Here is a 14,577-nt window from a genome sequence, read left to right as displayed (position 1 = left end):
CCTGAGCGGTGACCACGGCCACCTCACCTCACGCCATGTGGCCGGACCCTGTCCGGCCACCGATCCCGCCGCTCATCACAGCGCCTTTCCATCCTCATCCGTGAGACGTCGTGGGAACGCGGTGAAGGCATCTCGCGACACAGTGAGGTTGTTCCCGTCGGGAACCTTTGGATCCCGGACGGGAGCCTCAACCTGGAGGTCCGCGATCTCCACGCAATCATTGCCCTCGCCGCCGCTGTAGCTGCTCTTGCACCAGGTCACAGCCATGGGTTCGGCAGGGGAAGCGCCTATGCCGGTCATAGGGACAACTCCAGCAGCGCTCTGGTGACAAGACGCAACGAGGCCGTGGTGCTGGCGGCCTGCGAACGAAGGTAGTCGAACGTCAGCTTGTAGGCAGCCATGTCCTCCGGGTCGTCCAGAAACAGTCCGCGTCGGCGCATCGAGATGTAGTCGACCGTCATGGAGTTGAGCGGTTTCCGCTCGCCGTCCCGTCCGAGGATCACGAAGTGCCCGGCACCCGCAGAGTGCGCCCCGGCACTGAACAGCAGGATCTGAATGTCGCTGTTGGGGCTCTGGGCAGCTTCGTGAAGGTGTTTGAGCTGCTGGGCCATGGTCTCGGCGTCACCGGCCATTCTGCACAGAACCGCCTCGTCCAGTACCACCCACAGATGCAGGTCCGGTTCCCGGCGCAAGATGCTCTGACGCTTGACGCGCGCTTCCACCATCCGGCTTGATCGCTTCGTTCGAGCTGCATGTTTCACGTGCCTGGTGGATTGCGCGGGCGTACTCCCTGGTCTGGAGCAGGCCAGGGATCATGGAGCTCGCGAAGACGTGCTCGTATGCCGCCCCGTAGTCGCAGGCGACGAGCGGGTCCCGCCACTCCGGTACCGCGCTGTTGCCGACCCACCATCCGTGTAGGACTCCTGCCCTGGACGGGGCCCAGGCCAGCCCTGCCTTCTCCTCACAGACGGCAACGGGTCCGTTTCCCGGCTTGCCAACCGGATCGAAGACGTACAGCTCGACCTCGCGCGCAGGCTCCTCAGCCGTGTGCGAGACGTCCTGGCCAGGCAGGATCCGAAGGCCGATGAACTCGCCTTCCCGGCTGCTTAGTTGACCGAAGTGCTCGCGGAGCGCTGCTGATCGCTCAGTCCCGCGATGCCCGTTTCGGAGGAGAGGCGAGAGCCGCTTCTCATGGAGCCTGTATCCCATCGCCATCAGCAGAAGACACCACGCGGCTCCGGCCTACGGCCCGACCGAAGCCCCGAGCGCTCAGTCTGGCGAACTGCCGAACAGCGCATACAGCACAGGGTGGGCACCTCCCGTGCGTGCCCACCCTGGTTCCGCGTTGTACGCGCCTCTACATGAAGTAGCTCGCGCCCTTCAAGTCCCCGCCCCGGTAGTCACCACCGGCGGTGTGGACCCGCTGCGAGATCTGGACCAGCGCCGAGTGGATGGCCCGGGCGTGGCCGTCCCATACATGGGCCTTCTTGGCGAACTCGTCGTGCGCGTCGCCGCCCCAGCCCGCGGACACGTCGAGCACGGCCTTCTTCAGGGCTTCGAGGTCCTCCTCGAGCTTCTTGGCCTGGTCGCCGAGCTCGGTGGCGAGCGCGTCCAGGGTGCCGTACTTGACGGCAAGGTCCTCGTAGTGGGCTCCGGACATGTTTCCCTCGTTTCATTGACGTTTTTCAGCCGGACGTGACGGCCCGAACGGCGGTGCGGCTCAATCCCGCCAATGGCTCGTCAGTAGCTGTTGAGCGCCGACGTCTTCCCACCGAGATCCTCGACCGAGATCTTGGCCATGTCGGCCTGGATCTGGTCCTCAAGGTTGCGCTTGTCGGTCTTGGTCATGTGGATGCCCTCAAGGAAGTCATCGAGCATTTTGCCGATCCCGACCATGTGGGTGTTGATCTCTGACTGCTTCGAGTTGAACGCGTTGGCGCCCTGGCCCGTCCACGCCCTCTCGATCATGTCGATCGTTCCCTGCAGCTTCGCGAGCGACTGCCTGATGCTGTCGTATCGATCGATGACTTCCGTCTGAAGCCTCTGAACCTGACCTTCGTCAAGCTTGCGGCCGTCGGCCATTTCGGCACTCCCTTTCGTGAGAGCTGTGGTTCGTTTCCGCGCGTCACCGAGTGGGGTGCCGCGTTGCTCGCCGCATTTCCGCCGGCCGACGTCAGGACCGTTCCGTGTGACTGGTCAGTTGTGCGGGCGAGTCGTGCGTGGGACGTCATGCACCTCGCCGTGAACGGATCACCGCGAAGGCACCGCCTCCGATCACCAGTACGGCCGCCACGGCTCCGAGGGCCGTCCACAACGTGGTGTTGTCGGAGGTGCCGGAGCTTGATTCTGCCGCCGAGGCCCGGCCGCCTGAAGGGTTCTTTGCCGGCTGGGACGAGGTTGAGGCGGCAGAGGGTGAGTCGTCTGTGACGCCCGCCGCGTTCTCCTTGACAAGCGGGTCGGTGTCGGCCGCACCGGGGTTGAAGCGGGGGTTCCCCAACACCTTGCGGGGGCGGATCAGTCCGTAGCCGAGGTATGTGCTCGGCTTGTCCTTCGGCCAGTCACGTCCGGCGGTGTCGATCAGGCTGGCGAGCACCTGGTTGGCCGTCCAGTCGGGGTGGGCGGACCAGATGAGGGCGGCGGAGGCTGAGGCGATGGCCGTGGCTTGGCTGGTGCCCTGGCCTGGGCAGTAGGAGCGGAACGTGTTGTCACACCAAGTGGGTACGTTCAGACCAGGGGAGGCCAGATCGACGTAGTTACCATGTTCTGAGAATTTTCCGACCCTTCCAGACTCGTCTGCTGCGGCAACCCCTACTACGTAGGGGTAGGCGGCTGGGTACCCGATGAAATTCTTCCCTATCGCGTCATTACCAGTGCCCGCAATCATCAACTTGCCTTTGGACTGGGCATACTTGATTGCCGCCAGGACGTCTGGCCTACTGATGTCCTCGGTGAAAGACATGCTGATGATCTTGACATCGCTATCTGCGATTGCTCTGATCACATCCGTCAGTGCAGGGGCCTTCCGGGTCTCGCTTGCACTCTTCAATCCGTGCGATGCAATCCGATAAGGAACCACCTTCGCCCCGGGAGCCAGTCCCCTCAAGCCGCCATCGGCGCCAGTACCAACGATCAGTTCGGCCATACTCGTCCCATGGCCGTCGTAGTCCTCAGTCGCCTTGTAGCCGACGGATTTCGGCACCTCGCCAGCGAGCACCTGCCCCTTCAGTGAAGGCGTATCGGGGTTGACTCCCGAATCGACAACAGCCACCTTGACGCCCTGGCCGGTGCTCACCTTCCACATTTCGTCAGCCTTCATCGCCGACAGGTACCACTGCTGGGACCGGCCATCGGCAGCCATCGCAATCGGTGCGAGGCCTACCGACAGTACGGCCAAGGCGCCAAGCATTGAACAGACGGTGGATACCCGTCTTCCGTTTCGTCCCACGAAAGGCGCACTCCACCCGCCGCGTCGGATGATCCCTGACACCATGCCTCTGTCTGTCCTCGCTCTTGTCCGGTCAGTCGGTCGATGACGGCCCGTCGCGCCGCTCCTCACGTCGCGAACGCGTCTCACCCGCCCCCTGATTGCCTTCAGGGCCATACGCCGCGCCGGCACCGCCAGGCTTGACTCCACTGCTCCTGGTCCCGGCAGTTCGTCCCTTCGGCGTCCCGACTACGCCCTCAGAACTGGCGACGGGGCGGCGAGATGCCTGTCCCGCGCCCGTCGTCGGACTAGGGGCTCCGACCACCCCACGCCGGCCGGGCCTCTCGCCCGTGACGCGCGAGGCCGGCACACCCTCACCACCGACTACCGTGCCACGTGGCACCCTGGAACCGTTGGCTCCAGGGGCAGACCCGGTAACGGGCTTCCCACCGACGACGCCATCGGCAGGAAGCCCCATACCGCCGCGCCCAGAGCCTGTACGCCCAGGATTCGTGGCGCCCATGCCGGTGACTGGACCGCGTGGCACTCCGCCAGACTGCTTGGCCGCTGGTCCCCCAGCCTTCGGCACCCCGCCGACCACGCCTCGCCCCATCGGACCAGCCGTACGGCCGCTTGCCTGCCCGGGCACGGCGGCACGTCCCATCGGTCCCATCGGACCGGTTCCTCGCCCTATCGGGGCGCGGCCCGTCGTACCGCGGACTCGGCCCTGCGCCGAAGCAGTAGCTTTGGTTCCCGGGATGCCGCCGAACCCGGACGTACGCCTGGTCGGCCCTTGCGAGGCAGGGGGGCCCACAACAGGCAGCAAGGGAGGGGCCATTCCTAGATTATTCGCGGTGGGACCTGTCGTCGACGGCGGAGTGATTGACGTCGGCTTCACGGTCCCCTGTGGCGGCAACGTACCGACGCTGTCGATCTCTGTGCCGACGTGGTGTTCCAGGTGCCCGACAGGCTCGCCCACGGACCTATGGGGCGAGGACAGATCCTGCGCACGCGGTCGCGTCACCGCTGAGTCTGCAGGTTGATGGCCTGCGCTTCCAGGCTCACTCACAGCCGGAAGAAACGTCGGGATCGGTTTGCCTCTGATCAAACCAATGTCCGGCGGCGGCGCCGGCACCCCCGCATCCGGCATCTTCGGAAACACCGGCTCCTCAGCCGCCTGCATCGCCCCGCCCGACACCGTGTAGTACGACGCCAACCGGTACATCTGGTTGATGGCTTCCTGCCGGTGGCTCTCGGCCTTCACCGCCGCCGTGTACGCGTCGTTGCTGTCGACCTGCTCCGCCTCGGGAATGTCGCGGAGCGGCGTGCGGTCGGTGCGGGTGTCGCGCGGTGGCATGGACTTGCGTACCGAGGCGAGTCCGGAGCCGGCCGCCATGACCTGTGTGCCCACCACGTCGGCGTAATCGGCGAGCGCCAGGGCCGTGGTGACCAGGTCGTTGCCCCAGGTCGAGAACGCGGTGTGGGCCTCGCCTTCCCAGTCGACGCCTCCCAGGTTGGTGCTCAGTTCGTCGGCGGCCTTGCTGATGGCGTCCCGGGCGTCGACGAGGGCCGTGCCGGCGTTCTCCAGAAGCTCCGGATTCGCGGACTCGACGATGTCGATCATCTCGTTGAGGTCGTAGTCCTCGAAGCTGGTCCCGCCGAAGTGGAAACCCTGCTTGGGGCCCCAGGGGTTGATCACCTTGGTCATATCCATGACCGCGTCGAGGGTGCCGTTCTGCTGGGCGGCCTTCTGGTGTTCCGCCTTGTGGAGGTCCGGCTGCTTCTCGTCGCCGCTCATCAGTACCCCGCGTCAGTGTGGTCGGCGTTGTTATCGCGTTTGGTCCGCTCGTTCAGCATCTCTTCGCGTGCCTGGTTGACCTCGGTGCGGATCTCGTGGAATCGGTATCGGAGGTCTTCTTCGAGGTTGTCGAAGGTGACGTCCACGCCGTGGACGGCGATCTGCATCGCCTCCAGCTGGAGGCCGAGCGACTTGGACAGCGCCGTGATGCGCTCGTGGACTCGCTCGTACTCCCGGTGGAGCGCCTTCGCTTCCGGGAACTCGCCCATGCCGAACGCGGACTCCGACAGGCTGTGAGCCGCGACCTTCGACGAGCCGCCCGCCGAGTTCTCGAAGGCGGTGAGCAGGTCGTCCACGCGCTTCTTGAACGTCGACAGCGCCATCAGGCCACGCCGCACGTCGGCAGCGCCCCCGCCCATGTCCGCAGGAAGCACGATGCCTTCCCTCCCCGTTGTTCGTCGCCCGCCCCGGGCGACTGCACCGCTCAAGCGTTCGCGTCCGCAGCCAGAACACTCTAGTCTTTCGCACCGACAGCCCCAACTGGCTTACCAGAGGGGTGTGTCACAAGCTGATCGGGCTTCAGCTCATCGCCTCCATGCCTCGGCGCGCCAGTGCCCTTGGCGTCTGCACTCCACACTAGGCCAGCGCCGGCGGCGGGTGCCTGAGTACGGGTACTCAAGCTGACGTGGAGAAGGGCGACCGCCGTCGGGTCCTTCGGCGTGCGTCCCGGATCGCCACCGCCGCGCCCGCGAGGCCGGCCGCCGACACCGCAGTGCCCACTGCCACGTACGTGGCCAGGCGTGCGTTGCGTTCGTCCGGTGTCTCGCCGAGGTGGAGGGGCGGGACGTAGGGGCCTTCGGCCTTCGTCATGCCCTCTTGGGCCTGGGGGGACTCCACGGGTTTCACCGGGTCCACGTCCGTGAGGGCCTTGACCGGGTCGACCACGCCCCAGCCGACCAGGCGGTCGTGGCCGGCGATCGAGCGTTCCGCCGTCTGCTCGATCTGGGCCACGATCTCGCGGGCCGTCCACTTGGGGTACTTGGCCTTCAGGAGGGCGGCCACCGCCGCCACGTAGGGGGCCGAGAAGCTGGTGCCGTTGTCCGCGCAGTGGCCGTTGCCGGGGACGGTGGAGATCATGTCGACGCCGGGGGCGGCCACGCCCACGAAGTCTCCCGACTGGGAGAACGGGGCTCGTTCGTTGTTGCGGTCCGATGCCGCCACCGCCAGGACCCCCTCGTACGAGGCTGGGTAGGTGACCTTGACGTTGCCGCCCAGGCCGTCGTTGCCCGCCGAGGCGACGACCACGACCTGTCGGCTGAGGGCGTAGTCGACCGCCTGCTTCAGCCGGGAGTCGGGTTCGACGGCGTTGGCCGTGTCCTGGGAGATGTTGATGACGCCGGCGCCCGCCTGGACCGCGTAACGGATGGCTGTCGCGAGGGTGGCGGCCGTGCCGTCACCCTCCGCGTCGTTCTGCTTGACGGGGATGACCGTCGCGTCGGGGGCCAGGCCCACGAAGCCGGTTCCCCTGGCGGGGCGGGCCGCGATGATGCCGGCCACGCGGGTGCCGTGGCCGACGGTGTCGGTGGTGCCCTGGTGGTCGCCGCGGTCGATCTTCTCGCCCTTGGCGTTCTTGGGTGGCAGGTAGTTCCTGCCCCTGGACGCGTCGACCGCGTGGGCGAGTTGGGGGTTCTTGATGTCGACCCCGGTGTCTATCACCGCCACGCTGACGCCCTTGCCCGTGGACTGGGCCCACAGTTCGTCGAGATTGACGCGTTGCAGCGCCCAGGGGCGGCCCTCGTACTTCTTCGAAGGAAAGGTGCACTGGTCACCGGCGTCCGCGCGGGCCGACGACGGCGGCAGGGAGAGAACCGATGCCGCCGCCGTGAGTGCCGTGGCGGCGGTCGCGACCACGGCGCGCGTCGTGGCGGTACGCAGCGGTTCCCTTGTGCCGTTCATGAGGTGGCGCTCCTGCATGGCCTCCTGCTCCCTGCCAGTCGTCGTCTCAGGAACCTTGCGGCTGCCGCGCCGCCGCTTCCGACAGCCGTGGGCCCGTCGGCAGGAACGTCGACCACTCGGCCGGGATCGGTGCCGGGTCCACGTCCGCGTATCCGAGGCGGGTCTGGGCGATCCTGGACTGGTTCAGCTCCTCCTCGCGCTGCCGGGCGGAGGTGCCGATGCCCTGGTCGTCGGTGGCGCTGTCGCTGTTGGACTGCAGGGCGTAGCGCAGGCCCGTGTCGGTGACCAGGAAGACGCTGCCGGCCTTCGTCTCGGTGCCCTTGAACTGGCGGAAGAGCTGGCCCGAGCCCGGAGTGACGTAGGCGCTGGTCGACCCGGTGGCCAGCACCGCCGGGAAAGCGGTTCCCGCCCATGTGCTCAGCGTGGTGGAGCCGTCGTGGGGGTCGACGTCGCGCAGCACGTTGCAGATGGTGTTGCGGCCGCCGCCCGTGGCCGACGCGTCGTTGACGGCGGTGGACTTCTCGGTCGGCCACTTGTGTTCGGCGCCGAAGGCCGCCCCGGGCTCGATCGCGCCCGGACTCACCTCCTGTGCGTGTCCGGCCTGACCCAGCCTGACCAGGTCCTCGCTGGCCAGGAGCAGTTCGGCGACGAAGTCGGAGACGGGCGCGACGCGGCCCTGCAGGACCACGTAGTACTGCTCCTTGGTGTTGACCGGCGCCCGGAGCACCATGCCGACGCGGTTGGCCCGGGTGTCCAGCTGACCGGGGGCCCCGGCCGCGGCGCCCGGCGTGCCGTTGATCGCCGGGAAGGTGACCGGATCACCGGTGTGGAGGGTACCGATCCATTCCTGCGTCACCCGCTGAGGTTCGCGGTCCGCACCGACGATGGTGCTGAGCAGCAGCTTGTCCGCGGGGTTCACCTTGTAGGCCGTTCCGCGCGCGTCGACGACGTAGCGGGTCCCGTCCGGCGCCACGACGTACAGGAGGTCGCCGCCGCGCAGCTTCTCCTTGCGGCCCTCGGTCTTGTCCTTGTCGCGGGCCGCGAGGACGAACGCGGCCTTCTGGATGGTCCTGCCGCCGGGGCCCGGGCGCTCGCAGACGGCCCAGCGCTTCGCGGCGCCCGCCTCCTTGCCGGAGGGCAGCCGGTCGGGGGCGTACGGGATGCCGATGGTGACGCCGTGCGGGATGCCGCCGTTGTCGAGGACCGACTCGTCGACAGTGACGACGTCGCCCTTGCCCGTGTCGAGGACCAGCTTCGCGGACGCCATGTTCAGGACCGGGTGGAGCTGGACGGTCTTGCCGGTCTTGAGCACGACGTAGCGCGTGGTGGACTTGCTCGCGATGATCACCTTCTCACCGGGGACGTCCCAGCCCTGCGGCGCCGTGGGTTTGAACATCCCCCAGGCCCCGAACACGGCCATGACGACCACGCCCACGATGACACCGGGCAGCACCGCGCGCAGCGGTCTCGGTGCGCCTTCGTCCGAGCCGTCGGGTGAAGGCTGCAGAAAGGCCGCGAGCATGCGTCGCTTCGCGAAGGTGTAGGCGTTGAGCTGGTCCCGCCGAGATGCCATCTGTGCCCGTTTCTCCCCGTGGTTCGCGCGGACGGCGCCCGGGGATCACGTTCCCCCGCCTCCGTTGTCGGACCCGCCCCCTACTATGCCTGGTACGGGGGCGCCTTCCTGGAGCGGGTAGGGTACCTGGGCCCTCAAGGGCCTTCTGCGGTGGTCTGGTTCCGGCGAGTTGTGAGCACAAACGGGGGGATGACGTGATGGCTTCGGGCATGCGGACGCGCCCACGCGACCGGGCCGGGTCGCGTGATGGTGCTCCGTCGGGTTCGGCGCCGCAGCGACAGGCGCCGAGCTCTCAGGGTGCCGCGCGGGGCGCCGTCTCACCCGCCCTCACCTCCCGCACGGGCAGGGGCGGTTCGTTCCGTCTGCAACGGGTCGTGCTGCTGGAGCTGGCGGCTGCCGTGCTGCTCGTCGGCTGGGCCTCGGGTCCCCTGGGGCTGGTCCCCGCGGCCGTGGTGGCGTCGGCGCTGGTGCTGCCGGCCGTCGTGCGTCGTCGGGGTCGCTCGCTTCCCGAATGGCTGGCGACCGTACGGGCGTTGCGGGCCCGCCAGAGGAGGACCGCCGATGTCCCGCCGGGCACCGAGCCGGGCCTGGCGCCCGCCGTCGAGTGCGATCCGAGTCTGCGTACGTACGCGTACGGCGGCAGGGACCGGCGGCCCGTCGGGATCATCGGGGACGGGACCTTCGTGACCGCCGTGCTGCAGGTCGAGGCCGACGCAACGGCGCTGCGGGCCGAGCGGAACCGGCAGCCGTTGCCGCTGCGGCTGGTGCGGGACGCCCTCGACGTGGACGGCATCCGCTCGGAGTCCGCGCAGATCGTGCTGCACACCCAGCCCTCCCCCGCGATACATCTGCCGCGGCAGTCCGTCGCCGTCAGCAACTACGCACCGTTGCAGGCCGAGACGGGGGCACCCGCCGTGCGGATCACCTGGATCGCGCTCAAGCTCGATCCGGAGCTGTGTCCGGAGGCCGTCGCCGCGCGGGGCGGCGGGCTGACGGGGGCGCAGAAGTGCGTCGTGCGGGTGGCCGACCACCTGGCCAGTCGGCTCACCGGAGCCGGATTCCGGGTCACGGTACTGAACGAGGAGGAGCTGATCGCCGCCGTCGCCACCTCCACTTGTGCCAACCCCCTGGTGACGGCCGAGGCGGGACGGGCCGATGTGCCGCAGCGGCGGACCGAGGAGTCCGGCCGGAGCTGGCGCTGCGACAACCGCCGGCACACCACGTACTGGATACGGCGCTGGCCTCAGCTCGGCGGCCGGGGGCCTTCGTTGCACCAGCTGGTCGCGCTGCTCACGGCCGTTCCGGCGCTGGCCACGACGTTCAGTCTCACCCTCGGCCGCGGGGAGCGCGGGGAGGTGGCGCTCGCCGGTCATCTGCGGGTGACCGGCCGCAGCGACGAGGAACTGGTCGCCGCGCGCAGGGCGTTGGAGGACGCCGCGCGCCGGGCCGGTGCGGGGCTGGCCCGGCTCGATCGCGAGCAGTTGCCCGGCGTGCTCGCCACGCTGCCGCTGGGAGGTGCCCGGTGACCGCCGACGCCACGGCCCCGGTGGCGGGCGCGCACGGCTCCCCCGCCGGGGAGCCCCGGGCCGGGGGCCGGTTGCGCGACCGGGTGCGCAGCGGGTTCGGGCTGGTGGGGCCCCGGCACGGGCGGCATGCGCTGTCCGCGGTGGAACTGGACTCCCTCGCGCTGCCCGTCGGGGACGACGGGGTCGTCGTCGGCGTGGACGGCGAGGGGCAGCCCGCCGTGCTCGGGCTCAACCGGCCCACCCCGTACGACGTCGTCCTGATCGGCGGGCTGTGGACCGCCCAGGTGCTCGCCCTGCGGGCGGCGGCGACCGGTGCCCGGGTGGCCGTGGAGACCGGGCGGGCCCAGCACTGGATGCAGATGGTGCACGCCATGGGCGGCGGGCAGAACGGCCTGAGCGTGTACGACGTGGGGCGCGTGCCGCCGCAGGGCGCGTCGGCGGGCCAACCGGTGCTGGTGGTGCGGGACTGCGGGATGCGGCCGCCGCGCGGGCGTGTCGTCTCCGGCCCCTGGCAGGCCGTGCTGACGCTGCTGCCCTATCTCAGCCCGGCCGCACCGCGGCTGATGCGGCAGGCGAGGCTCGTCGGGGTGCAGCGGGTCTCGCCGGACGAGGCGGCGGAGGTGGGACGCACCTTGGGCCTGCCCGGGGCCGATGTCGAGACGCTGCCGACCCTGCACGACGGCGTCACCCTGTGGTGTGGCGCCCGCGACCGGCAGTATGTGGTGACGCGGCCGACGGATGCCGAGACCGGATTGTTGGGTACGCCACGGAGGATGGACTGAGCGGGAGCGGCAGCGGATTCGACGGGCCCTGACCGCCGCCGGTCCTGCGGTGGTTGCGACCGGTTCGCTCCCCGTCTTTCGCCCGGTTTGTTCACCGGTGGCGCCCGGCCGGTGAACGGCCGGTGTCCGAACGCCCGTCAGGTGCGGGCGGGTTGCGGCCCGCCGGGCGGGTACGGAGGGACGGACAGACCTGCCGTGGGGGCGCTCGTGGTGATTAGGCTGGGAGTGGGCGTCCCACCGGAACCTGTGGCGGGCCGTCCGCGCCCCAGGGGGATTGCCGGGCGGAATCGGACGGCGTCGGACGACTTCGTACAACGAGAGCGGTCGCCCCAGCACGGCATGAGGGTGCTCGACCACACCAGGAGGAACTGTGAACAGCGATCGGAACGGGATGCGCGCGGGCTGGGGTTCACCCGACGATGACCAGTCCGACGCCGAGTCCGCCATCGACATGACGGGCGAGTTCACCATCGACTACGCGCCACCCGCCTGGTACACGCAGAACGCGTCCGGGGGTGCGGCGGACACGGCGGCCTCAGCGGAGTCTCCGGCCGGACCGGTTCCGCCCGCGCCACCGGCACCCGTTCCGTCGGAGCCCGCGCCACCGGCACCCGTTCTGCCGGAGGCCGCTCCGTCGGCGCCTGTTGCCCCGGCACCGCCGGCTCCCTCCGCAGACGCCGGCGTGGCCCCGCCCCCGCCCGCCGTTCCGCCGGCGGCCGCGCCTCCGGTGCCGGTGCCGGTGCCGGTGGGCGAACCGGTCGGCGGTCTGCCCGACGCCGCGTCCGGCGACGGCTTTCCCGTGTGGACGCCGCCGGCCGACGCGCCCGCGGCCGAGCCGTCGGGCGGAGACGTGGAGAGCGGCGCCACCATGCGGTTCTCCCCGGTCGCGCTCAAGCGGGAGTTCGAGCATCTCGCCGCGGCGGGCGAGGCCGCAGGGGACGTCGGGGCCGACGCGGCCGGCGCGGCCGACGCCTCGCCCGGGGAACCGGAGTCGGGAGAGGCCGGCGACTTCGAGTTGACCGCGCCTCCGGCGGGCGCCGCCGCTCCGGCGTCGGACGAGCCCCAGGGGCCCGGCGCCTCGGCGGCCGAGGACGGCACCGGTGCCGCAGGCGGCGCGGGTTCCGCCGCGCGGGACGCGGGCAAGGCGGCCGACGCCTCCGGTGATGCCGCGGGAGACAACGGCCCGGCGGCGGAGGCGGCGCGAGGAGGCGAGGGTGAGGCCGGGCCCACCGGTGATTCCGTGCCCTCTGAGGCCACCGGGGCGGGGATCACGCCCCCGGCCCCCGCCGCCGGGACCTCGGAGGACTCCGACGACGCCGGTGGGTCCGGCTCCCCCTCCTCGGACGCCGCGCCCGCCGCACCGCAGACGGACACGCCCGCCGCACCGCAGCCCGACGCGGCCGCCGGGCCCCCCGCCGTGCCCACCGCTTCGGACACCCCCGGGAGCGCGCAGCCGTCGCAGGGCTGGACGCCGCCGCCGGTGCCGCAGAGCACGGTTCCGCCGTTGCCGCCCGCCTACCAGCCGGCCGCGCCCGGTCCGGCGGCGCAGTGGCCCGCCGGACCGCAGCCCGCCGACGCGGTGCCGCCCGCCCCGCAGCCCGCCCCGGCGGCGCAGGCCGGCGTTCAGCCGCAGCCCCCGGTGCCGCCGCAGCAGCAGCCGTTCCAGCCGCAGGCGCCCCAGTCCGCCCCGGCCGCCTGGCAGCAGGCCGCGCCGGGCACGCCCGCCGGCGCACCGCCCGCGCAGGCCGGCTACGGCTTCCCCCCGTCGGGAGTCCCGGCTCCCCCGGCGCCCAACGCCTCTGCCCAGCAGCCCGGTTACGGGTTCCCGCAGCAGGGCGCCGCCCCGGTCCCCCCGCAGGGCGGCTATGGCTTCCCCCAGCAGGGCGTCCCCCAGCAGGGCCCGGGCGCTCCGGCGCCCACCCCGCCCGGTCCGCCCGCTCCGCCCGCCCAGGCTGCCCCTGCCCCTGCCCCAGCTCCGGCCCCCGGCACCCAGGCACCGCAGCCGGCCGCCCCGCCGCCCCCGGTCCCCCAGGCCGGTTACGGGTTCCCGCAGCCGGCCGCCGCCCCCGTGCCCCCGCAGGGCGGCTATGGCTTCCCCCAGCAGGGACAGCAGGGACAGCAGGGCGGCGCCCAGCCGCAGCCCCCGGTCGACCCCCGCACGGGTGCCGCCTGGCCGCAGCCGGTGCAGCACGACCAGCGGCAGCCGACCAACCCCGGTGCCGCGCCCCTCGGTTACACCGCCGCGGTGGAGCTGTCCTCCGACCGGCTGCTCAACAACAAGAAACAGAAGACGAAGAGCAGCCGTCCGGTCGGCGGCGGTGGCCGGTTCAAGCTCGGCGGCAAGAAGGAGGAGGCCGAGCGGCAGCGGAAGCTGGAGCTGATCCGCACGCCGGTGCTGTCGTGCTACCGCATCGCCGTCATCAGCCTCAAGGGCGGCGTCGGCAAGACGACCACGACCACCGCGCTGGGCGCCACGCTCGCGACCGAGCGGCAGGACAAGATCCTCGCGATCGACGCCAACCCGGACGCCGGTACGCTCGGCCGCCGTGTGCGCCGCGAGACCGGCGCCACCATCCGCGACCTGGTCCAGGCGATTCCGTACCTCAACTCGTACATGGACATCCGGCGGTTCACCTCTCAGGCGCCCTCCGGCCTGGAGATCATCGCCAACGACGTGGACCCTGCGGTCTCCACGACCTTCAACGACGAGGACTACCGCCGCGCGATCGACGTGCTCGGCAGGCAGTACCCGATCATCCTCACCGACTCCGGCACCGGTCTGCTGTACAGCGCGATGCGCGGGGTGCTGGACCTGGCCGACCAGCTGATCATCATCTCAACCCCGTCGGTCGACGGTGCGAGCAGCGCGAGCACGACGCTGGACTGGCTGTCCGCGCACGGGTACGCGGATCTGGTGGCGCGGTCCATCACCGTCATCTCCGGGGTCCGCGAGACCGGCAAGATGATCAAGGTGGAGGACATCGTCGCGCACTTCGAGACCCGCTGCCGCGGTGTCGTGGTCGTGCCGTTCGACGAGCATCTGGCGGCGGGCGCGGAGGTCGACCTCGACATGATGCGGCCGAAGGTGCGGGAGGCGTACTTCACGCTGGCCGCGATGGTCGCGGAGGACATCGCGCGGCACCAGCAGTCGCACGGCCTGTGGACGTCGGACGGCAACCCGCCCCCCGTCGCCGCCCCGCCGCTGCCCGGCCAGATTCCCGGACAGCCCCTGCCCGGGCATCCCGCGCCCGGCCAGACGCCGGGGCAGCAGGTCCCCGGTCAGCCCGCCCCGGGGTACCCGCAGCCCGGCCAGGCCGCACAGCCCCAGCACCAGCCCGGGCAGCACTACGCTCCGGCCCAGCCGTATCCGCCGCAGCCGTATCCGGGCCAGACCACGCCTCCGCCCCCGTCGCCGCCCCAGCAGTAGGCGGCCGCCGCTCTCCCGGGTGGGGGGCGACGGTACGAGAGGGGGCGGCCCACGCCGGCAGGCACGGGCCGCCCCCTCTCGTACGACGATC

Annotated in this window: 13 protein-coding genes; 3 read left to right on the top strand and 10 right to left on the bottom strand. The window is 70.8% G+C overall.

Annotation, left to right across the window (positions count from 1 at the left end):
* Nucleotides 1-75 precede the first annotated feature (75 nt).
* The 10 genes from ACZ79I_RS29285 to eccB all read right to left on the bottom strand — a co-directional run bounded on the left by ACZ79I_RS29285 (nt 76) and on the right by eccB (nt 8,751).
* Entirely contained in the window at nt 76-300 is a 225-nt protein-coding gene (locus ACZ79I_RS29285; RefSeq protein ID WP_471501017.1) for a DUF397 domain-containing protein, read from the bottom strand.
* Nucleotides 297-725 carry a DUF5753 domain-containing protein gene (locus ACZ79I_RS29280; protein ID WP_471501015.1) on the bottom strand — a complete coding sequence of 143 codons (429 nt, stop codon included), beginning with the start codon at nt 723-725 and terminating at the stop codon, nt 297-299. The genes ACZ79I_RS29285 and ACZ79I_RS29280 overlap by 4 nt, the downstream gene beginning before the upstream one ends.
* The gene (locus ACZ79I_RS29275) at nt 622-1,209 is read right to left on the bottom strand and encodes a Scr1 family TA system antitoxin-like transcriptional regulator (RefSeq protein ID WP_471505304.1); all 588 of its coding nucleotides are present in this window, start codon (nt 1,207-1,209) and stop codon (nt 622-624) included. Before ACZ79I_RS29275 ends, ACZ79I_RS29280 begins: the two co-directional genes overlap by 104 nt.
* A 148-nt stretch (nt 1,210-1,357) precedes the next feature.
* The gene (locus ACZ79I_RS29270; protein WP_471501013.1) at nt 1,358-1,660 is read right to left on the bottom strand and encodes a WXG100 family type VII secretion target; all 303 of its coding nucleotides are present in this window, start codon (nt 1,658-1,660) and stop codon (nt 1,358-1,360) included.
* Nucleotides 1,661-1,740: 80 nt separating this feature from the next.
* On the bottom strand, nt 1,741-2,082 hold the full coding sequence (locus tag ACZ79I_RS29265) for a WXG100 family type VII secretion target (RefSeq protein ID WP_471501011.1): 342 nt from the start codon (nt 2,080-2,082) through the stop codon (nt 1,741-1,743).
* Between the two features lie 145 nt (nt 2,083-2,227).
* Entirely contained in the window at nt 2,228-3,406 is a 1,179-nt protein-coding gene (locus tag ACZ79I_RS29260; protein WP_471505302.1) for a S8 family serine peptidase, read from the bottom strand.
* A 112-nt stretch (nt 3,407-3,518) separates the two neighbouring features.
* Nucleotides 3,519-5,222 carry a WXG100 family type VII secretion target gene (locus tag ACZ79I_RS29255; RefSeq protein WP_471501009.1) on the bottom strand — a complete coding sequence of 568 codons (1,704 nt, stop codon included), beginning with the start codon at nt 5,220-5,222 and terminating at the stop codon, nt 3,519-3,521.
* Nucleotides 5,222-5,656 (bottom strand): hypothetical protein, encoded by a 435-nt coding sequence (locus ACZ79I_RS29250; protein WP_471501007.1) that lies wholly within the window; start codon nt 5,654-5,656, stop codon nt 5,222-5,224. The genes ACZ79I_RS29255 and ACZ79I_RS29250 overlap by 1 nt, the downstream gene beginning before the upstream one ends.
* A 241-nt stretch (nt 5,657-5,897) precedes the next feature.
* On the bottom strand, nt 5,898-7,178 hold the full coding sequence (mycP, locus tag ACZ79I_RS29245; protein WP_471501005.1) for a type VII secretion-associated serine protease mycosin: 1,281 nt from the start codon (nt 7,176-7,178) through the stop codon (nt 5,898-5,900).
* 46 nt (nt 7,179-7,224) lie between these two features.
* Nucleotides 7,225-8,751, bottom strand: a complete 1,527-nt coding sequence (eccB, locus tag ACZ79I_RS29240; RefSeq protein WP_471501003.1) for a type VII secretion protein EccB — start codon at nt 8,749-8,751, stop codon at nt 7,225-7,227.
* Between the two features lie 197 nt (nt 8,752-8,948).
* On the opposite strand from eccB, the gene eccE reads away from it, so the two are divergent.
* The 3 genes from eccE (at nt 8,949) to ACZ79I_RS29225 (ending at nt 14,486) form a co-directional block, all read left to right on the top strand.
* Nucleotides 8,949-10,277 carry a type VII secretion protein EccE gene (gene eccE, locus ACZ79I_RS29235; RefSeq protein ID WP_471501001.1) on the top strand — a complete coding sequence of 443 codons (1,329 nt, stop codon included), beginning with the start codon at nt 8,949-8,951 and terminating at the stop codon, nt 10,275-10,277.
* Nucleotides 10,274-11,059: a hypothetical protein gene (locus ACZ79I_RS29230; protein ID WP_471500999.1), complete on the top strand. Its 786-nt coding sequence runs from the start codon at nt 10,274-10,276 to the stop codon at nt 11,057-11,059. Before eccE ends, ACZ79I_RS29230 begins: the two co-directional genes overlap by 4 nt.
* A 370-nt stretch (nt 11,060-11,429) precedes the next feature.
* Entirely contained in the window at nt 11,430-14,486 is a 3,057-nt protein-coding gene (locus tag ACZ79I_RS29225) for an SCO5717 family growth-regulating ATPase (RefSeq protein ID WP_471500998.1), read from the top strand.
* Nucleotides 14,487-14,577 lie beyond the last annotated feature (91 nt).

The sequence above is a fragment of the Streptomyces sp. PSU-S4-23 genome, assembly GCF_055632315.1.
Note: the sequence above shows the minus strand (reverse complement) of the source record. Positions and strands in the feature narration are given on the sequence as shown.